Raw genomic sequence first — 19,857 nt, forward strand, 5'->3', positions numbered from 1 at the left:
AGGACTGGACAATGAACACATGGTTCAAAATGGCTGGCCTGGCACTGGCTGTCGCCCTCAATGGTGTTGCGGTCGCAGCCAGTGCTAGCGGCACCGGGGCACGCCTCGAACGCGTCTACGCCTTCAACGGGGCAATGCCGACCGGCGTGACGGTGAGCGAAACGGGGCGGATATTCGTGAACTTCCCAAGATGGGGTGATGATGTTCCGTACACGGTGGCAGAAGTCGCTCAAGGGCGCCTGGTGCCCTACCCTGACCTGCAGACCAACGTGGCTGATCTTGCGCATCCGGCTAAAAACTTCATCAGTGTGCAAAGCGTGGTGGCCGACGGCAAAGGCCGTGTCTGGGTTCTCGACACGGCCGCGCCGAAGTTCGCCCAACCCACACGGGGTGGCGCGAAGCTGGTCGCCATCGACCTGGCCACCAACAAGCCTGTGAAGACGGTGGTTTTCCCTGATTCGGTCATCCTGCCGAGCACCTATGTGAACGATGTGCGCTTCGACTTTCGGGTTGGCGATGAAGGTACGGCGTATATAACGGACTCTTCGATCAGCGGCCCGGGCGGGATCATTGTCGTCGATCTTGCCAGCGGCAATGCCGTACGGCGCCTGAGCGGTGCCAAGTCCACTTCGGCGGACCCTGCATTCGTTCCGGTCGTGGAAGGCAAACCGGCGCTGATCACGCGTAACGCCAGCGGCGAGGCAGGCCTGTTGACCGTGGCTTCGGACGGTATCGCACTTTCCAGCGACGGCCAGACCCTCTACTTCTGCCCGTTGTCGAGTCGACATCTTTACTCAGTGCCGACGCAGCTGCTGCGCGATCCATCAATAAGCGAAGCGGAGCTTGAACAAGCGGTTGTCGACCTGGGTGAGAAAGGTGCTTCGGACGGACTTGAAGCCGATGCCAATGGCGCTGTCTATGCTGGCGATTACGAACATAACGCTATTCGCAAACGCCACGCCGACGGCAGCTGGCAGACCCTGGTCGAGGATTCCCGGGTGCTTTGGCCGGATACCTTGTCCATCGGCCCGGATGGATACCTTTACTTCACCGCCAACCAACTGCATCGGTCGGCAGGCTTCAACGACGGGCAAGACAAACGCGTGAAGCCCTATAGCCTGATGCGTGTGAAGATCGACGCCGGGCCCGCCCGGACGTATTGACACGGCGCCATGGCGTGACGGGGCCACCAGCCCCGTCATCCTCCTCCGTTACCCGCCAGGAGTTGCTCGAAACGCTCCGCCAGGAACGCCCTCAGCGCCTGGACAGCGGGCGTGAGCGATGTTCGGTGAGCGCACACCAGCTGCAAGGGCGCGGGTTGACCGTAATCACCAGGGAACAGCTCGATCAGGCGCCCTGCGCGCAGGTCCGCCAGAACGTCCAGCCTGGATTTGTAGACGATGCCAAACCCTGCAACGCCCCAGCGCCTTACGATATCGGCGTCGTCGCTGACGCGATCACCGGTCACGGGGATGGTCCTGAGTCCGTCGGGCGTATCGAAGCTCCATCGCTCGTAGGTCTGCTCGCCCATCACATAGCGCAGGCAGTTGTGCCTGGCCAGGTCTTCAAGAGTGGCTGGCGCGCCATGTCGAGCGATATAGGCAGTTGAAGCGCAAGCCGTTCGGCGGTTTTCCGCAGCAAGCATCAGCGCGACAAGGCTGGAATCGGCAAGCTGGCCGTAGCGGATACTCGCATCCAGTTGCTGGCCGACAAGGTCAGCCACCTGATCGCTGACCCGCAGTTGCAACAGCAACCTGGGGTGCAATTGCTGGAACTCGTCAAGCCAGGGCAAGAGCACATTTCTGCCGATATCCGAAGGCATCGACAAGCGCAGCACGCCGGCGATTTCATCGCGCCCTTCGGTCAGGGCAACCTCACCATTACCCAGTGCCTCCAGTGCCTGGCGAGCATGGGCCAGGTATCGCTCGCCATCGCCCGACAGGCGCAAACGCCGCGTGGAGCGCACGAACAGCCTGGCGCCCAGGCTGCCCTCCAGACGCTGGACGGCCCCGCTGGCCAGTGCCGGCGAGATATCCAGTAACCTGGCCGCTGCCGAGAAACTGCCTGCAGAGGCCGTGGTGACGAAGACCTGAAGGTCATCAACTCGAACTATTTTCTTCACAGTGGACAATTCTTGACCTTGGCGTGAGGGCCCAAGGGTAGCGACATTGCAGATTCCCGCCCAGCCTGCTCTTGCCAGAATGCCGAGCCGGCAACTTGATCAGGCGCCGAAATTGAACGCGAATCGAGATTCGCGGGCGGCAGATTGCGGCCGCTGATGGATCCTCCTGACGGTCGCCATCGTCCACGCACTAAACGCCAGACCATTAGGCACCAGGATCGCCTGGCCAATTTTTCCGCGCCAGTACTGCACGGATTGAACTACGCTTTTCAAACCACACCGCAGATCGAAGAACCATTGCACACGGTCGTGACGACCCAATGCTGGTGGTAAGGGATGGCCATTCTTCGGAATCCGATACCTTCATCGCCACAGCCGGGTACGCTCCGTGATAACCAACCAGCCCCTGCTTGCCCTACTGTTGCTCATACTGCTGTCTGGCGGCTGTACGACACCCGAAGTCGCTCTCGAACCGAGCCAGGCCCTGCCGGCGGACGATTCGGCGTTCGGCCGTTCGATCCAGGCCCAGGTTGCGCCCCATCAAGGTCAATCGGGCTTTCGCTTGTTTCCCGATAGTGCCGAGGCTTTCGCCGCCCGCGCCGAGCTGATTCGCAACGCGCAAAGCAGCATCGATTTGCAGTACTACATCGTCCACGACGGTTTCACTACACGGATACTGATGCGCGAGTTGCTCGCGGCCGCTGATCGCGGCGTCCGCGTGAGAATCTTGCTCGATGACACCGCCAGTGATGACCTGGGGCGCATAATCGCAACCATGGCGGCGCATCAGCACATACAGATCCGTGTGTTCAATCCTCTGCACTTGGGCCGCAGCACCGTGGTGACACGTACACTGGGGCGGCTGTTCAACCTGTCGCAGCAGCACCGGCGTATGCACAATAAACTGTGGCTGGTGGACAACAGCGTGGCCATCGTCGGAGGGCGCAATCTGGGCGACGAGTACTTCGATGCCGAGCCCAACAGGAACTTCACTGACATCGACATGCTCAGTGTCGGCCCAGTTGCACAACAGTTAGGACAGTGCTTTGACCAGTACTGGAACAGTGTCCTGAGCAAGCCCATCGAGCAGTTCACTACGATCAAACCGACGGCCACGGACCTGACCAAACTTAAGGCCCAGCTTGACGAATCGCTCGAGGAAACCCACAAACAGAACCCTGCGCTGTATAGCAAACTGATGACCTATATCACGCAGCCACGCCTGAACAACTGGCGACGGGGGTTGATTTGGGCCTGGAACAAAGCGATGTGGGATGCACCGAGCAAAGTCCTGTCCAGTGGCGAACCCGCCCCGTACTTACTATTGGCCACCCAGCTGGAACCCGAGCTTAACGGGGTCAACAAGGAGCTGATTCTGGTTTCGGCCTACATGGTGCCCGGCCAACCGGGGGTGGTGTACTTGACCCGCCGTGCCGACGCTGGGGTGTCGATCAGCTTGCTCACCAACTCACTGGAAGCCAACGACGTGCCCGCCACCCAGGGTGCTTACGCGCCTTATCGCAAAACCTTGCTGGAGCATGGTGTGCAGCTGTTCGAATTACGCCGCCAATCGGGTGACCATGACCAGGGAAGGCCGCGCCTCTGGCATAAGGGTTCCGCCAGTAGTTCCGACTCCAGCCTGCACACCAAGGCGATGGTTTTCGACCAGCGGAAAGCGTTTATCGGTTCGTTCAACTTCGACTCACGCTCGTTGTTGTGGAACACCGAGGTGGGGGTACTGGTCGATGATCCAGCACTGGCCGGGCAGGTGCGCGGATTGGCCCTCGAAGGCATGGCACCTGCTCTGAGTTATCAGGTCCGGCTGGAAAATGGCCATCTGGTCTGGATCACCGAAGACAATGGCAAACGCCATACGTTGCCCAAGGAACCGGGGGGCTGGTGGCGACGCTTCAACTCATGGCTCAGCAGCACGATTGGGTTGGAGAAGTTGTTATAGGATGGGTGTGGCCAAGGTCGCTGCTGGCGGTGGGGCATTCAGCTTTCAGACGCGAGATGAAACATGCAGCAGTGGATCAAGGCCCCCGCGCGTCCCATGTGTCAATCGCTGGTGACAGTGGCTATCGCCCCGCTCGCCATCCTCCTCAGTTGCCAGGTACCAGCCACACCTCAAGCCGATCAGGAGATCAAGCGCTTGTTGGACTTTGTCGAGCACAGCAGCTGCAGGTTTGTGCGTAACGGAACCGAATACACAGGGCCCCAAGCCCGGGCGCATCTGGAGCAGAAGCTGCATTACCTGGAAAGCCAGAACCGGGTGAAAACTGCGGAAGACTTCATTGACCTTGCAGCCACCAGAAGCAGCATCAGTGGCCGTGCCTATGAGGTGCGATGCCCAGAAGGTGTCGAACCGGCAAATAGCTGGTTGAACAAAGAGCTGCAAAGGCAACGTAAATCTCGATAGTGGGCATCTTACAGTCGCTCCGGCCTGATGTTCGCGTCGGCGGCTAATGATGATGCAGCGGGTTCATCAGAATGGACAAGCGCTGAAAGATCTCGTGATAGCAAGGCAGCCGCTGCGGGTTTCAACATGGTTGCCGTCAACTCTTCACAGTCGACCCACTTACAAGCAACGATACCTCTGCCAAGCACGACGTTGCAGTCCTCAGTCAGGCAGGTTTTAAAAACATGGTATAGAACGTTGCCGACCTCAAAGGTGCCAACTGCGCTCAAGCCGGGGCAGTGTAGCGACAACTCTTTCCAGATCTCGCGGGCAGCGGCAACCAATGGTGCCTCCCCGCTCGCGAGCAGACCGCTTGGGAACTCCCATTTGGCGTCCTTTCTGCGCACGAGCAGCACCTCATTGCTTCGCAAACAGATGACCTCGGTTGTCGAGCGAGGCTGCAATACCTGGAGACAGGCTGGACGCGAACCGTGGCCCACAACGCTCAAGCGACAAGCTCGGCAAAGTCTTGAAACCTACTTGCTACGCTGCTGAAGCAATGCCACGACCTGCTCCGCAGTGGCCTTGGCAGATTGTGGATTCTGGCCCGTCACCAAGCGGCCATCGACAACCACATTGGAAATAAATGGCAGGAATGCCTTTTCGTAGCGCGCCCCTCGACGCTTCATCTCTTGCTCGGCGTTGTAGGGGACCTTGCTCGCTACGCCCGCCAGCACCTCTTCGATCCAGGCATAGCCAGTCAGCCGGCGTCCCTCTACCAGAAGACGACCGTCAGACAGCCGGGTATTCAACAACCCACAATACCCATGGCAAACCGAGGAGACGACGCCACCACGCTCATAGATCTCGCGCGTCAGCCGCTGCAGGCCCTCGTCTTCGGGGAAGTCCCACATCACCGCATGGCCACCGGTAAAGTAGATGGCGTCGAAGTCTGATGCCACTAGCGCCTGCGGGCTCGAGGTGTTGGCAAGCCGTGCCATTGCCGCCGGGTTGTTCAACCAGGCTTTGCCCGTGCTATCGAGCAAAGGCCACTTGAGCGAGCGAGGCTCGAGTGGTGACTTGCCACCCAGCGGGCTCACCAGGTGCTGTTCGTAGCCGCTGTCAGCGAACACATGCCAGGCATGCGTCAATTCACTCAGCCACAACCCCGTGGGATGGCTCGGGTCACTGTAATGGGCAATGTTGGTGACGACGTGCAGGATGCGTTTGGTCATGCCTCGGTACCTGATAGTTGTGGGATGGGGCCAAGCATCGCTCATGTACAGGCGAGCAGTTCCTGGTCATCAGCGTTGAACACGGGCGACAAGCCATCAGGTCGCTTGATCACGCAGCAAACCGTCAAGCAAGGTGGTCAAGGCATCCTCGATGGCATGCTCGCCAACCTTGGCCGGCAGCAACCGGCCATCGATCGAAAGCAGGGTCAACCCATGCAGGTGCGCCCAGCTTGCGGTCGCCTGTCCCAAGGCGGAACGGGCGCGAATGGTGCCTTCCGCCTGCCCGCGCTCGAGTACCTCGATCACCAGGTAGAACGGCGCCTGAGCTCGGGGATCGACATGGATCTGCGCCGGGTCTCCGGCCTGTGTCGAGAACATCAACCGGTACAAGTCCGGATTGTCCTGGCCAAACGCCAGGTAGGCATAGGCCATGGCCTGCAAACGCTGCGGGGCTGACATCGTCGGCAACATCGCGTCCTGCATCGCCGCGTTCAGTCGCTCGAAGCCCAATAGCGCCAGCTCATGAAGCAGCGCCCCCTTGTCCGGGAAATGCCGATACGGAGCCGAATGGCTCACTTGGGCTCGCCTGGCTATTTCGCGCAGGGTGAATTGCCAGCCTTGCTGTTCTTTCAGGGTCGCCAGCGCAGTGTCGATGATGGTCCGACGCAAGTCGCCATGGTGGTAGGGCTTTGCTTCGCAGGTTTCATCGGATGACATACGGCTCTCCGCTCATGTTGACAGTGAACACATTGTCTTCCTAAGATCATCGCAAATCAAGTTTACAGTGTCTACATTGCAAAGCCCTTGAGAGGTGCGAGATGACCCTTGCCGCAACTTCCATCCCAACGAGCAACGCGACAACCACCCTCGAACAGCAGCGCCGTGCGTTTCTCCACGACGGCTCACCCAGCATTGCGCAACGCAAGGCCAACCTGCTCAAGCTACGCGCGGCAGTGCTTGCCCACCGACGCGATGTGGAGGAAGCGATCAACGCCGATTTCGGCAACCGCTCAAGGCACGAAACAGACATCATGGAACTGCTTGGCGTGGTCCAGTCCATCGATTACCTGCTGCGGCACCTACGTCGCTTCATGAAGCCCGAACGTCGTCACGTCGCGGCGTTTCACCGTACTGGCCGCGCCTACGTGGAGTATCAGCCCAAAGGCGTCATCGGCGTCATGGCGCCGTGGAACTACCCGGTCGCGTTGACCTTCATCCCCTTGGCCACCGCCCTGGCGGCTGGCAATCGGGTGATGATCAAGCCCTCCGAGCTGACGCCACGCACCAGTAAGCTGATTCAGCGCCTGCTGGCGGCCAGTTTCAGTACCGATGAGGTGGCGGTGATACTCGGCGGCCCTGAGGTAGGCGCGAGCTTCAGCGCCCTTCCCTTCGACCACCTGCTGTTCACCGGCAGTACCCAAGTTGGTCGAATGGTGATGCGCGCTGCCAGTGACCATCTGGTGCCACTTACCCTCGAACTGGGCGGCAAGAGCCCTGTGGTCGTGGCCCCGGGGCATGCCGTTCGCAGCACCGTCGAGAGCATTGTCTTTGGCAAGCTGGCCAACGCTGGCCAGACCTGCGTGGCACCTGACTACGCCCTGGTCCATGAAGATGACCTGGATGCATTCATTTCCCAGTACCGCGCGGCTGTCGCCCGTGGTTACCCGCAAGGCCCGACCAGCCCGGACTACACCTCCATCGTCAGTGACAGGCATTACACCCGCTTGCAGGCGCTGATCGAAGACGCGCGTACCAGCGGTGCCCAGATCATCGAGGCGGGCGTGATGCCAGAGCGCGCGGCGCAGCGACCGCGGACACTGGCACCGGTACTCATCGTGGGCGCTGGTGACGATACGGCGGTCATGCGCGAGGAAATCTTCGGGCCTCTGCTACCCGTGCGCACCTATCGCTCGCTCGACCAAGCGATCGGCTACATCAACGCCAGGCCACGCCCCCTGGCGCTCTACTACTTCGGCAAGGTGGGGGCCGACAGCGAAGCGCTACTCAAGTGCACCACCTCCGGCAACGTCGGCATCAACAACACCCTGATGCACGTCGCTGTGGACGACCTGCCGTTCGGCGGCGTAGGCCCCAGTGGCATGGGCGCCTACCACGGCATCGAGGGTTTTCGCGCCATGAGCCATGCCAAGGGCGTGTTCGTCCAGGGGCGCTGGAACCTGCCGAGGCTGCTGCGCGCACCTTTCGGCAAGCTGGTCGAGTTGGCCCTCGCCTTTTCCCTGCGGCCACGTCCGTAACGGCATGCCCGGTGGCAGAAAAGCCGGCCCATTGGCGCCTTGACATTAAAGTTAAGTTAAACGTTAAGGTGCCAGTGCAAGGTACATCCAGTTCGGCGCCAAGCGCGATGCCTGGGCGCATTCATCAATGCGTGATGCAATTCACCGGAGAGACTGAAACGTGAAACTCGGAACCGTCGCTGCTGTGGCAGGTGCCCTAATGACGCCCGTTGCCAACCCCACCCTGGCCGACCCTGGCGGCAACCCCGGGCATGTCGAAACCACGGTCATCGATATCGCAGGCCACCCGGTACCCGTGGTCAAAGGTGGCTTGTACGACCGCTACCGCTCCAACCCGCCGCTGTCGGTGATCCAGGCCGAAGCCCCAGGCATGGACCTCAGTTGGTTCAAGGGCCTGGAAAAGACCAAGGTCGACATGGGTTTCGAATCCTACTCGCCTAACTTCTATTACAAGAACAGCAGGGTTACCGCCGTATACACGGCAGACCTTGATCGCCTGCGCGCGTTGATGCCCGCCGAAGTGCTCGACCAGGTGCAACCCCTGCAGGTCTGGCCTGGCCGCGGCCTGGTAGCGTTCACCGCCTACACCTACGACTACTGCGACAACGACAGCTACAACGAGATTGCCTTGTCGATCATCACCAACAAGCCAGGCAAGTCCAATCTCGGGCCGTTCAGCTTGATCGGCCAGTCCCTGTCCAAGGACTTCTGGGGTTATGTGCTCAAGTTGCCGGTAAATACCGAGCTTGCCCGTGTCCGTGGCGTGGTCGGCTACAACCTGCCGAAGTGGCTGACGCAGATCAACCGCCGAGAGGACGCCGCGACCGTGGCCTATGACATCGCCGATGCCCAGACGGGCAAGATCGACGTCATCTTCAAGGCCAGAAAACTCGACGACGTATCCACTGAAGCCGGCCTGGTAACCAACAGCTTTACCAACCTCGACCACGCGGGCCGGCTGAGCTATGGCTATGCAACGTCCCGGCAGACCCGCCACGGGTCAAGCATGAGCGCAGACTCGGCGCGCCTGGTGCTCGGCGACGGGAGCCTGTCGAGCTACATCCGCTCCTTGAAGGTGGGCAAGATGGTCAGATACGAATACGTGCCTGAATTCCAGAGCGCCCTCTATGCGCCGAAGCTGCTCGCGAATTTGAATACCGCTGACTGAACGCTGTATCAGCGCCGGCCCTTGAGCCGGCGCACCAACCAGTCATTTGGCAGGTGAAGCGCCCGTCTTGCCCAAGGCGATCTCTTCGCGCAGACGGCCAAGCACACGCTGGGTATTGTCTACGCACGGCATCCCGTCTGGCTTGCTTTCAATGCCTTCGATAACCGTCAGCAACTGCTCCTTGTTGCGAGCCAAGCGCTGCTGCAACAGTTCGATCTCCTCGACCTTGCGCTTCAATCCGGACAGCAGTTGGTCATGACGCCAACCTTGTGCACTCACCGGCAACAGATGGCGGATTTCATCCAGGGTGAAGCCTGCTGCCTGGGCGCTGGTGATCATTTCCAGGATCCAGACGGCATCATCTGAATAGTCGCGGTAACCGTTGGCCTTGCGTTCAACCGATTGAATCAGCCCGCTTGCCTCGTAGAAACGGATACGTGAAGCGGCCAGACCCGTGATTTTCGCAAGTTCTCCTATCCTCATCCGACACCTTTGCGCAAGTTTTCAGGGTGAAGTCACTTTAAGCCTGCAAGCCCTGCAGTGCCAATCAGGCGTACAACAAGGGCTTGACCTTAAAGCTGACTTTAATCTTAAGGTAGGTGCCTGGGCAACGAGCACCATGGTGCAGAGCGCTCAGGCGCGACAATCACCGATACGTACAGCACAGGTGAACGGGCCACCATCATTGCAGCGAGAAACCTTGTTACCGAGGTTTCCAGGAGACCAAATGCAAACCGTTTTAGGCGCAACTGGCCAGATAGCCATCGAATTGGCACGGGCACTGAACCAGACCTTTACCGAAGATATCCGCTTGGTCAGCCGCAACCCGCGCAAAGTCAGTTACTCCGACACCTTGGTTGCGGCTGACCTGCTCGACGCCAGCCAGGCGACCAAGGCCGTGCAAGGTAGCAGCATCGTTTATTTCACTGCGGGCTTGCCGCCAGATACCCAGCTCTGGGAAACGCAGTTTCCAACGATGCTGCAAAACGCTCTTGATGCGGCGCGCGCAGCGGATGCCCGCTTCGTCTATTTCGATAACACCTATATGTATCCGCAGGATGATCGCCTGCTGATCGAGGACACCCCCTTCGCACCGGTCGGCCGCAAGGGCCAGGTTCGGGCACGGATGGCATCGATGGTGCTGCAGGAGATGCAACGCGGTGACATTCCTGTCGTCATCGGGCGCGCTCCGGAGTTCTATGGGCCCGGCAAGACGCAGAGCATCACCAATACCTTGGTCATCGACAGCCTGAAGGCCGGCAAGACACCCCGCGTCCCCGTGCGAGACGATACGCTGCGCACACTTATCTGGACGCCGGATGCAAGCCGGGCCTTGGCGGCGCTGGGAAATACACCCGACGCATTCGGGCAAACCTGGCACCTTCCTTGTGATGATGAACGGCTGACCTATCAACAACTTGTCAGCCTGGCGGCCCAGATCTTTGGCAGGGACGCTACCTATAAAGTGCTGGGCAAACTGACTCTGACAGCGGCAGGCCTGGTATCCAGGCAGGTGCGTGAGCTGCGGGAGCTGCTGCCACGCTACGCACACGACAACTTGTTCGACTCCTCGAAGTACAAGCAGCGTTTTCCCGATTTCAAAGTTACCACTTACCATCAAGGGCTCGTTCAAATCCGGAATGAGCGGCTGGGCTGATTACGATTGAGGTGCAGCAAGGCGGCTGGCCGTGAAAATCCACGCTCGACTCATACGGGTTGAACAGTTTCAGTTATCACCGTCCACGCCCGTGACCGTCTCCGCAATCAGTTCCGCCAGCTGAGTCACATGCTCGCTCAGCATGATGTGGGCGTGGTGAACAAGCCCGATATCGCGGTGAAAGGTGTTGTCTCCCAGGTCGAGTGCCCTTACTGCGGAAGGCCAGCGTCGGCGCATCACGGTCTGCGGAACCAGCGCCACGCCTACCCCCTTCCCCACGAGTTCAGTGATTGCATCGAGCTCGTCCATTTCACATACCTCTCTGGGCGTGAAATGCATCTGGCGCAGGAAACGGTCAACCTGCCGTCCGCCGAAGGAGGATCGGTCATAACGAATGAACGGCTGAGTCGAAAGCAGTTCGCTCCAGTCTGCCTGCGCAAACGTTCTGGGAACGATGAGCCGATAGGGCTCGCTGGCGAGGTTCGTCCAGCAAAGGTCGGACTGCAGCGTAAACGGCGGCCTGATGATCACTGCCAGGTCAATTTCGCCAGAGTCGACCGCACTCAACAGTTCCAGAGAAAGCCCGGGGATGACCCGCGTGCGGCACTCCGGCCTGGCCCGATGGAACTGAGCCAGAGCGCCAGGTAGCAAGGAGCGCTGAATAGAGGCGATGGCGCCGATGTTCAACTGGACTGAGGGTGATGCACCCGGCTCGGTTGCCCCCAGATTGCCATACAGCCGGATCACTTCCTGCGCCTGCAGCAAGATCTGCTGACCACGCCGGTTCAGTTGAGCCGTGCGCCCCTTGCGCTCGAACAACTTGAAACCCAGCTCGGCTTCGAGCCGCTGCATCTGGGCGCTGACGGCCGCCTGGGTCAGGTTGATCCTGGCGCCAGCAGCGGCAAAGGTGCCTTCTCGCGCTACGGCCACCAGGGTCTTCAGCTCGCGTATCACTGATAGATATCCTTTGTGATTCTAACAAAAATACATTGATTTTTTTTTAGATTCTACAGCCCTAGAATCACCGTGACCAACAGCAAAAGGGCCGGCGCGGCCGACCGGGTTCTCGTCGTCGATGTTGGCAGAACGTTCGAAAGCAGAGGCCTTTGAACATTTTCAAGAATGAACAATCCGGAGTTTCTGATGAGCCTGTCCCCCTTCCACCTTGCAATCCCGGTTTACGACTTGCCTGCAGCGCGCAAATTCTACGGTGAAGTGTTCAACCTGGAAGAAGGCCGCTCCGCAGCACAGTGGGTCGACTTCAATTTCTACGGCCATCAACTGGTCATCCACGAACACCCGAAAATGGCGTACCAGGAGAATGCCCTCAGCAACCCGGTTGACGGCCATAACGTCCCCGCCCCTCACTTCGGCGTGATCCTGCGCTGGGACGAGTGGGAAACGCTGGCACAACACCTGACCAACCTGGGCACCCAGTTCGTGATTGAGCCCTACGTCCGCTTCAAAGGCCAGGTCGGTGAGCAAGCCACTCTGTTTCTCCTCGATCCGTGCGGCAACGCGCTGGAGTTCAAGTCGTTCAAGGACATGAGCCAGATCTTCGCCAGGTAAGCGCGCTCAGGCATGCGTTGCAGAGCATGCCCAAGCAGCGTGAGCGACCCGGGCACGCATCTAGCTACTGCCTGACAGGCAGCAAACCTTCTTATAAAAAAAAGGCTAGAGCCATGAAAAGAATCCCACTCGTCTGGCAAATAGTTGCCGGGCTGTTGTTAGGCATACTGGTCGGATGGTACTTCAATACCAATCCGCAACATCAGCAATGGGCCAGTGCTGAAATACTGAAACCGCTCGGTGAAATCTTCATCAGCATGATGAAGATGATCGTCATGCCCATCGTTTTCTGCTGTATGGTGCTGGGCGTCACAGGCGGCGGTGAAAACAAGTCGTTCGGGCGCATGGGCGCGAAAGCACTCGGTTACTTCTTTGCCATCACGACCCTGGCGATCATCGTTGGCCTGGTGCTCGGCAACCTTCTGCAACCGGGTGTCGGCACTCGGTTCACCGGCATGGCTTATACAGAGGCGGTTATAAACACCGAGACGCCCAAAGGGGCCCTGGTAGTCCTGCAGCATATCGTCCCGGATAACCTTTTTCGCGCGCTTTCCGAAGGCAAGCTGCTTTCCACGCTGTTCTTTGCCGTTCTGTTTGGCATGGCGCTCAACGCCCTTCCACAAGAAAAGAGCGCTCCGGTGGTCGCCGTGCTGCGAGGGACAGCCGATGCGATGTTCAAGCTGGCGAATTATGTCATGGCCTACGCACCTGTCGGTGTCTTCGGCATGATTGGTTCCACAGTCGCCACGTTCGGTTTTGCCTCGCTGCTGCCGCTGCTGAAACTGGTCGGCGTCGTCTATTTCGCGCTGATCCTGTTTGCCCTGGTTGTTCTGGGGGGTATCTGCTACATGATGGGCGAGAGTCTGTTCAAACTGACTCGCTATTTCAAAGATGAGCTGATCCTCGCCTGCTCAAGTGCAGCGTCTGCTGCCGTCATGCCTCAGCTGATGGAAAAACTTGAAAAATACGGCGTACCGCGTCGGATCGTGAGTTTCGTAGTGCCTGTAGGGTACGCCTTCAACCTCGATGGCGCGTCCATTTTCCTCGGTGTGGCGACCATCTTCATCGCACAGTTATATGGCATTGACCTGTCCATTACCCAGCAGGTATTGCTGGTGTTGACCATGGTGCTGACATCCAAAGGCGCAGCAGGCGTGCCTGGTTTTGCCATCATCATCCTTTCGGCAACGCTCGCTTCAGCGGGCTTGCCACTCGAAGCGGTAGCCATGGTGGCTGGTATCTTCCGTGTCATCGAAAGTGGAACCACTGCACTCAATGTCCTGGGCAATGCCGTTGCACCGCTGGTCATTGCTCGCTGGGAAGGTGTGACCAGAGTAACGAAAGCTGAGCAAACCTAGGTTCTGTACGAAAAGCCTTGATACTTGTTCATGCTGCGTTGAAAACAGCCTCGGAATGCTCATGTACTCCAGTACACTCCGCTTCCTCGGCTGTTTTCGCCTTGCCTGACCTGCGTCTCAAGACTTTTCGTACAGAGCCTAGTGTTTAACAACCGGGGTTGGCCGCGGCCGCCCCGGTACTCGTTCGCTAGCCGAGCCATGGCGCAATAAGGTGCTCTCTGGGGCAATTTCAGGGTCAGCCATCCAGGGCGTGCTGTAAACCGCCTCCCAGTGGCAACTCGAAAGACTTCTTCACCGTACGCACGACCAAGGTAGAGGTATACGTGCGGATCGGAATATCCCGGTACGTGTCGAGGAACCGATAGATATAGTCGGTGTACTCGGTAGCGTCGCGAAACTTGGCCACCATGACGAAATCGAACTCGCCGGTCATCAGGTAGCAGTCCTGGATCTCCGGGTGGCGGGTCAGGATGTGCTGCATCTTGCGATCGATGTCGTTGCTGTCGCGGTCCAGCTTGACCAGAAAAAAGGCGGTCACCTGAATACCCAGCTTGCGCTCGTCCAGTATCGCGACCTTGGCCTTGATGATGCCCTCGCTCTCCAGGCGCCTGATCCGCCGGTAGCAACTGGTGGAAGACAGCCCGACGCTGTCACTGAGCAGCTCCAGATTCTGGGAGCAATCCTTTTGCAGCTTTCCCAGAATCTTCAGATCCATGGCGTCTGTCATTTTTCCCGTGTCTTCCTTGAAAAAATGCAATGAATCCGCCGCACGGACGCGCCAAGTTGCACGATTCCCTGCGCGCTGGCCCTCTAACATCAACTCAGCTTAGCAGCCCGGCCAGATCTGGCCTGCAGGGCGCAGGAGAGGGACCTCATGATCATTGCCAAACCAACGTGGACGGCGGACATCCACGGCCTTTTTACCGCCCCCTACTGGATTCCTGCCGCGCAGCGTGCGGCCGTGGCGGCGTCCTGGGCCGGGTGCATGAACGGCTATTTCGTGTATCTGGATGAACCGGCGTCGGTCAAGGCCTGGTCAGAGACCATCTACCAGCACCTGGCCTCGCGCAACATGCCGCTGACCCTCGACCAGCAGCAGTTCTGGCCCATCGATGCGCTGGAAACCTTCCGCTTGTGGGTCAACCAGGGCTGGCGCCTCGACGCCAGTTCGCCATTCGATGTAGCCGAGCGCATCCCGCCACCCGACCTGCCGCACCCGGTCAAGCGGGTGCGGCAGGACATCCGCGCGCTGAGCCTCGAGGAACTCAACCTGTACCGCGCCCGCCTGGACGACGTGATGCAGGTAGGCGACCCCGACAGCGGTTCGCCATGGCAACGCTACGCCTACATCCATACCAACTGGTGCCTGCATTACCAGGAGGCGTTCGCGCTCTGGCACCGGGCGTACCTGTTGTACCTGGAGCAACTGATCGACTGCGCCATCCCCTATTGGGACTGGATGGCCGAGGACGCCAGCGTCGATGGCAGCCCGCAGGCCGGCCTGCCCCAGGCTTTTCTCGATGAAAGCTATGTGCACCCGCACACCGGCCAAACCCGACGCAACCCCCTGCGCTTCGCAGCCGCCAAGGACGGCCGTTCCAAGCTGTGCACCAGCGCGGCCAAGGACGTGGACTGCCTGTATGTGCAGCGCAACCCGTTGTTCTACACCCGCGGGGATCAATCGCGCCTGGAGCGCACCCGCTTGTATGGCATGAGCCGGATTTTCCAGCAGCAGGTGGTGGATGCCCTGAAGTTCACCACCTTCAGCCAGCCACAGGGTGTGCCCGGTTATCCCTGGGCCAACATCCCGGTGTTCGACCCGCCCCAGGAGGACAGCCTGTACCCCAACCGTGCCCTCAACTTCGACGGCCTCTACGAGCAACCCCACGACAACTATCACGGCTGGATCGGCGGCGACATGGCCGACAACGCCTACACCGCCTTCGACCCGGTGTTCTGCTCCTATCACGCCAACATCGACCGCATGCTCGAAGTCTGGATCAGGGCCAACCCGGGGGCGCAATTCACCACGCAGTGCCTGCTCCAGCCGTTCTCCGGCCGCGACGCCACGCAGGTCACCTTTACCAGCGCCGACGCTTGGCGCTACACCACCCTCGGCGACATGGCCCAGGACAGCCGGCATATCGGTTACGACTACGGCGTGCCAGTAGCCCCCCAGTTCGGCACGCGCAAGGCGGCCAGCCACGCCTGTTGCCAGCACAGCGCAGTCGCCGCCAGCGCCGAAAACAGCACGGGGCCCGGGCCATGGGTGGTGTTCGATCATGTGCGCTGCACCCACGACACCTATCTGATCGACGTGTTTCTCGATCAGCCCGACGCTACCGCACAGCACATCAGCGCCGACAACCCTCACTACGTGGGGCGTTTCAGCCGCATCGGCATGGGCCTGGAGGACGACAAGGGCCGCTGTATCAGCCATGGCGTGTCGCGCGCATTGAATGCGGCCCGCAACGCCACTGCGCTGGGCCTTGGCCCCGCCGATGCAGTGCAGGTGTCGCTGCTGGTGACCCATCCCGACAGTGGCCGCGTGCTGACGCCTGACGAATACATCCACCTGCCCGGTTTCATCGCCCAACTGGTGTGGGACGACCCACGCCAGACCCTCGCCGGCCCGCCCCCGGTCGCCGGCTGCTGCTCCGTTTCCACCCCACGCACACCTGGAGAACCGACATGAGCACGCCCTTCAACCAGTTCACTTCTCCCGCCGAACAAGCGCCCAAGGACTACAACAAGCTGGGCCTGGAAGACCAGCTGCCGAAGTTCGAACGCGACTGGAACAACTACCTCACCGGCTGGACCGAATCGTCCATCATCGGCAACCCATGGTCGAGCCTGTACGACGCGCCGCGCTCGGGCTACTACAACCCGCTGGTGGAAGGTTTCGGTGATGTGGTGGTGCCGGCGATCACCTGGGCGCCCTTCCCCAACCGGCTATGGACGTTCTTTTACAACAACGGAGCCGCAGTCGTTCCCCAGCTGGGCGGCAAAGCCATGACCCTGCAACAGGTGATGGAGTTGGCCGACTACGGTCAGATCACCCTCAACGACACCCTCTACACGCTGTACGACCCGGACAACAAGGGCACCCTGCTGCAGCTGCCGGCCAAACGCTGCCCCAGCATCGACTGGAACGGCAAGTACACCGCGTTCTCGCCCTCCGGCCCACGCGGCTGGCTGGATGAATACTGCGAGTGGTCGATCGTGCGCGATGCCAACGGCAACATGCGCAAGATCACCTTCACCTGCGAAAACCCGGCGTACTACCTGGCCATGTGGCGCATTGACCCGAACGCCGTGCTGGGCCTGTACCGCGAATACATCGACCCCAACGTACAGCTCGAAGACCTGTACCTGCGCTACACCGTCGACTGCCCGACTGGCAAGGCCGGCGACCCGGTCATCGACCCCCCCACTGGCCTGCCGGCCTATGACACAGTCAACAAGTGGAATGCCGGCACCGCCTGTGTGCCTGGCCAATATGGCGGGGCGATGCACCTGACCTCCGGCCCCAACACCCTCAGCGCCGAGGTGTACCTGGCCGCCGCCGCCACCATCCTGCGCCCGATAGCCAGCAGCCAGAACGCCCAGTCGCTGATCTGCTGCGCCCAGTATGGGCAGAACTACCGCAACTCCGACCCGCACATCGGCTTCATGGCCAACTCCGCGGCAGTGAACAACCGGCTGTCACTGACCAACCCGATTGGCCTGTACCTGCAGCAACCCACCGATTTCAGCAGCTGGAAAGGCCCGCAAGGCCAGGACGTGAGCCAGTATTGGCGGGTCACGCGCGGCACTGCCAAGTCGGCTGCCAATGGCTCCGACCAGATCCTCCAGGCCGTGTTCGAGGTGCCGGAAAGCGCTGGCTTCTCGATCAACGAGATCACCATCAACAAACAACCGGTCGACTATGTATGGGTCATCGCCCAGCAACTGCTGGTAGGCCTGAGCGTCAGTGCCCTGCCGCCCGCCACCACCCCGCCTTCCTTCCCCTGCGTGCAGGACCGGGTGACAGGCCTGCAGCCCTGGCCGGTGCAACTGCTGCCGCTGGACCTGTTCTACGGCCAGTCGCCCACCGACCTGCCGGCCTGGCTTGCCCCGGGCAGCAGCAATCAGTTCGTGCTGGTGGTACAAGGCGCCGACCCGAACACCACGGCGCAGACTGCCAGGGTGCAGTTCTCCAACCCCGGTATTAACGCGCAGGTCACCCAGTTCCTGCCTGACGCCTCGGCCATTCCCGGGCAGACCAACGCGGGCGGCACCCAGGCCTACATCCTGAGCATCACGGTCAGCCCCAGCGCAGCCCCCGGCCTGGTAACGGTACGTGCGCTCAATCCGGGCGAAGACGCGAACGTGAGCGCGGCGGACCACCCGTGGGAATCCGGCCTGGCGCTGGTGCCTGGCGCCTGAAGCACGCCCTCTATCGCCGCACCTTCGGGTGCGGCCTCACTGCTTGCAAGGAGCGCGATGATGTCCAGGTTACGCTTGAGTCTTCTGTCGCTACTAAGCGGCATGCTGCTGTGCCTGTCGACCCTGCCAGCCGCCACGGCGGCGCCAATGGCGGAGGCCGACGCCTGCGTACAGCAACAGTTGGTGTTCAACCCGGCCAGCGGCAGGTTTCTGCCGGTCAACAACTTCAATGCCAGCAACCAGGCGTTCATGAACTGTTTTGCCTGGCAGCTGTTCATTGCCCTGAACTGGCCGGTGAATCCCGGTTGGCCAGCCACCGCCAGCCTGGCCGGCGAACCCGACATGAACAGCACCCTGGCGCAGTTCGGTGTACCCACCGACCCAGGGCAGCCGATGAGCGTGGCGCCGGTGTGGGCCAGCTACAAGGACGCCAACGACATCTTCCTGCCCGGCGCGCCCAAGCCCAGCGGCTGGGGCGAGCAAACCCTGGTGCCATCCGGTTGCGGCACCCAGGGCAGCCTCAAGGCGCTCAAGGTGGGAGCACGCAAGTTCATGAACGCCACCTCCGAAAGCGCGATCAACGCCGTGCACGGTTTCCACTTGTCCAGCGGGACGCTCGCATCCCTTCCCGACTCGATCATGGAAGCATCCGGCGGCTGGCTGACCGACCAGGCGGGCAACCTGGTGTTCTTCGAGCGCAAGGTGGGCAAGGCCGAGTTCGACTACATCGTCGGCAAGGGGCTGTATGACGCCGCCAACCAGTTGAAGGTCGCGCAAAACGCCGACGGCACTACACCGGAGGGGCTGTCGCTGCCCATTGGCGAGCCGATGCGCTCGCTGCCGCCATCCCCGGTGCCGCAGGAACAACTCGGCGCGATCGAGCTCAAGGCCGCCTGGCGCATACTGACCGGCAAACCCGAACTGTTCGGGCGCTACCTGACCACCGTCGCCTGGCTCAAGCGCCCCGACACGCTGACGTGTACCCAGGAGGTAGTGGGGCTGGTGGGCCTGCATATCATCAACAAGACCCAGGCCTCGCCGAACTTCATCTGGACTACCTTCGAGCAGGTCGACAACGTGCCCGAGCCGGGTCAGGTACCGCCGCAACAAACCCCGCCGAACGGCTTCGCCTTCAACAACCCGGACTGCGGCAGCGGCCCTGAGTGTGAACCGAACCAGCCCCGCATCCAATGCAAGCAACACCACCCCGACCGGGACTGCACCGATCTGTTCCCACGCGACCAGCCAGTGCAGACCACGCGCGAGCATCCTGTGCCGAGCGACCTGCAAGCGCTGAACGGTGCAGTGCAAGCCACCTTCGCGCAGCACAGCCAGGGCAAGTCGGTGTTCCAGTACTACAAACTGATCAACGTACTCTGGACCCTCGCGCCCAACCCGCCCAGCCCGGAACCCGGCGCCAACGCGCCGGTGCCGTTGTCGTACGGGGCGTACATCAGCCAGGGCAATGTGCCCGTGGCCAACACCACCCTGGAAACCTATGTGCAAGGTGATGACTGCAACCAGTGCCATCAGTACGCGACGATTGCCGGCAGCAGTTCGCTGGCCTCGGACTTCTCGTTCCTGTTCAACAGTGCCAGCTCCGCCAGCAAGCACAGCCTGATCAAGCGTGTCCAAGCCTTCGAAACCCTGAAGGACCGGCGCTGAAG

At 60.6% G+C, this 19,857-nt stretch carries 18 protein-coding genes; 11 read left to right on the forward strand and 7 right to left on the reverse strand.

Features of this window, described 5'->3' with window-relative positions; all coding sequences use genetic code 11:
• The first annotated feature begins 11 nt into the window (after window positions 1–11).
• The gene (locus ACJA3S_RS13625; RefSeq protein ID WP_406818854.1) at window positions 12–1,163 is read left to right on the forward strand and encodes an L-dopachrome tautomerase-related protein; all 1,152 of its coding nucleotides are present in this window, start codon (window positions 12–14) and stop codon (window positions 1,161–1,163) included.
• Window positions 1,164–1,198: 35 nt separating this feature from the next.
• Here the strand turns inward: ACJA3S_RS13625 and ACJA3S_RS13630 are convergent, their stop codons facing one another.
• Window positions 1,199–2,113 carry a LysR substrate-binding domain-containing protein gene (locus ACJA3S_RS13630; protein ID WP_406822253.1) on the reverse strand — a complete coding sequence of 305 codons (915 nt, stop codon included), beginning with the start codon at window positions 2,111–2,113 and terminating at the stop codon, window positions 1,199–1,201.
• A gap of 397 nt (window positions 2,114–2,510) precedes the next feature.
• Between ACJA3S_RS13630 and ACJA3S_RS13635 the strand changes: the two genes are divergently transcribed.
• Together ACJA3S_RS13635 and ACJA3S_RS13640 are read left to right on the forward strand one after the other, a co-directional pair.
• Window positions 2,511–4,079, forward strand: a complete 1,569-nt coding sequence (locus ACJA3S_RS13635; protein ID WP_406818855.1) for a phospholipase D family protein — start codon at window positions 2,511–2,513, stop codon at window positions 4,077–4,079.
• Between the two features lie 63 nt (window positions 4,080–4,142).
• Window positions 4,143–4,541 carry a DUF5329 domain-containing protein gene (locus ACJA3S_RS13640; RefSeq protein ID WP_406818856.1) on the forward strand — a complete coding sequence of 133 codons (399 nt, stop codon included), beginning with the start codon at window positions 4,143–4,145 and terminating at the stop codon, window positions 4,539–4,541.
• A gap of 8 nt (window positions 4,542–4,549) precedes the next feature.
• Here ACJA3S_RS13640 and ACJA3S_RS13645 read toward each other — a convergent pair whose 3' ends face one another.
• The 3 genes from ACJA3S_RS13645 to ACJA3S_RS13655 all read right to left on the reverse strand — a co-directional run bounded on the left by ACJA3S_RS13645 (window position 4,550) and on the right by ACJA3S_RS13655 (window position 6,472).
• Complete coding sequence (locus ACJA3S_RS13645; protein ID WP_406818857.1) at window positions 4,550–4,927, reverse strand: NUDIX domain-containing protein; 378 nt, start codon at window positions 4,925–4,927, stop codon at window positions 4,550–4,552.
• Window positions 4,928–5,056: 129 nt separating this feature from the next.
• Window positions 5,057–5,755, reverse strand: a complete 699-nt coding sequence (locus ACJA3S_RS13650) for a type 1 glutamine amidotransferase domain-containing protein (protein ID WP_406818858.1) — start codon at window positions 5,753–5,755, stop codon at window positions 5,057–5,059.
• 96 nt (window positions 5,756–5,851) lie between these two features.
• Window positions 5,852–6,472, reverse strand: a complete 621-nt coding sequence (locus ACJA3S_RS13655) for a TetR/AcrR family transcriptional regulator (protein WP_406818859.1) — start codon at window positions 6,470–6,472, stop codon at window positions 5,852–5,854.
• A 101-nt stretch (window positions 6,473–6,573) separates the two neighbouring features.
• Here ACJA3S_RS13655 and ACJA3S_RS13660 point away from each other — a divergent pair, with 101 nt between their 5' ends.
• Together ACJA3S_RS13660 and ACJA3S_RS13665 are read left to right on the forward strand one after the other, a co-directional pair.
• A complete protein-coding gene (locus tag ACJA3S_RS13660) occupies window positions 6,574–8,010 on the forward strand; it encodes a coniferyl aldehyde dehydrogenase (RefSeq protein WP_406818860.1) in 1,437 nt (478 codons plus the stop codon).
• Window positions 8,011–8,209: 199 nt separating this feature from the next.
• The gene (locus ACJA3S_RS13665; protein ID WP_406818861.1) at window positions 8,210–9,178 is read left to right on the forward strand and encodes an acetoacetate decarboxylase (ADC); all 969 of its coding nucleotides are present in this window, start codon (window positions 8,210–8,212) and stop codon (window positions 9,176–9,178) included.
• A 42-nt stretch (window positions 9,179–9,220) separates the two neighbouring features.
• On the opposite strand, the gene ACJA3S_RS13670 is transcribed toward ACJA3S_RS13665, so the two are convergent.
• Entirely contained in the window at window positions 9,221–9,661 is a 441-nt protein-coding gene (locus ACJA3S_RS13670; protein WP_406818862.1) for a MerR family transcriptional regulator, read from the reverse strand.
• Between the two features lie 244 nt (window positions 9,662–9,905).
• On the opposite strand from ACJA3S_RS13670, the gene ACJA3S_RS13675 reads away from it, so the two are divergent.
• Window positions 9,906–10,835: an NAD-dependent epimerase/dehydratase family protein gene (locus ACJA3S_RS13675; protein WP_406818863.1), complete on the forward strand. Its 930-nt coding sequence runs from the start codon at window positions 9,906–9,908 to the stop codon at window positions 10,833–10,835.
• Window positions 10,836–10,904: 69 nt separating this feature from the next.
• Here ACJA3S_RS13675 and ACJA3S_RS13680 read toward each other — a convergent pair whose 3' ends face one another.
• Window positions 10,905–11,789, reverse strand: coding sequence for a LysR substrate-binding domain-containing protein (locus ACJA3S_RS13680; protein ID WP_406818864.1), 885 nt, complete (start codon window positions 11,787–11,789; stop codon window positions 10,905–10,907).
• A 189-nt stretch (window positions 11,790–11,978) separates the two neighbouring features.
• Between ACJA3S_RS13680 and ACJA3S_RS13685 the strand changes: the two genes are divergently transcribed.
• Both ACJA3S_RS13685 and ACJA3S_RS13690 read left to right on the forward strand, forming a co-directional pair.
• A complete protein-coding gene (locus ACJA3S_RS13685; RefSeq protein ID WP_406818865.1) occupies window positions 11,979–12,404 on the forward strand; it encodes a VOC family protein in 426 nt (141 codons plus the stop codon).
• A gap of 113 nt (window positions 12,405–12,517) precedes the next feature.
• Complete coding sequence (locus tag ACJA3S_RS13690) at window positions 12,518–13,762, forward strand: cation:dicarboxylate symporter family transporter (RefSeq protein WP_406818866.1); 1,245 nt, start codon at window positions 12,518–12,520, stop codon at window positions 13,760–13,762.
• Between the two features lie 235 nt (window positions 13,763–13,997).
• On the opposite strand, the gene ACJA3S_RS13695 is transcribed toward ACJA3S_RS13690, so the two are convergent.
• Complete coding sequence (locus ACJA3S_RS13695) at window positions 13,998–14,477, reverse strand: Lrp/AsnC family transcriptional regulator (RefSeq protein ID WP_406818867.1); 480 nt, start codon at window positions 14,475–14,477, stop codon at window positions 13,998–14,000.
• 159 nt (window positions 14,478–14,636) lie between these two features.
• Here ACJA3S_RS13695 and ACJA3S_RS13700 point away from each other — a divergent pair, with 159 nt between their 5' ends.
• From ACJA3S_RS13700 to ACJA3S_RS13710, 3 genes are read left to right on the forward strand one after another with little or no spacing between them, the layout of a single operon-like run.
• Entirely contained in the window at window positions 14,637–16,457 is a 1,821-nt protein-coding gene (locus tag ACJA3S_RS13700; RefSeq protein ID WP_406818868.1) for a tyrosinase family protein, read from the forward strand.
• Entirely contained in the window at window positions 16,454–18,190 is a 1,737-nt protein-coding gene (locus ACJA3S_RS13705) for a hypothetical protein (RefSeq protein WP_406818869.1), read from the forward strand. The genes ACJA3S_RS13700 and ACJA3S_RS13705 overlap by 4 nt, the downstream gene beginning before the upstream one ends.
• Window positions 18,191–18,250: 60 nt before the next feature.
• Entirely contained in the window at window positions 18,251–19,855 is a 1,605-nt protein-coding gene (locus tag ACJA3S_RS13710) for a hypothetical protein (RefSeq protein WP_406818870.1), read from the forward strand.
• Window positions 19,856–19,857 lie beyond the last annotated feature (2 nt).

This window comes from Pseudomonas sp. KnCO4, from assembly GCF_045344305.1.
Lineage (GTDB): Bacteria > Pseudomonadota > Gammaproteobacteria > Pseudomonadales > Pseudomonadaceae > Aquipseudomonas > Aquipseudomonas anuradhapurensis.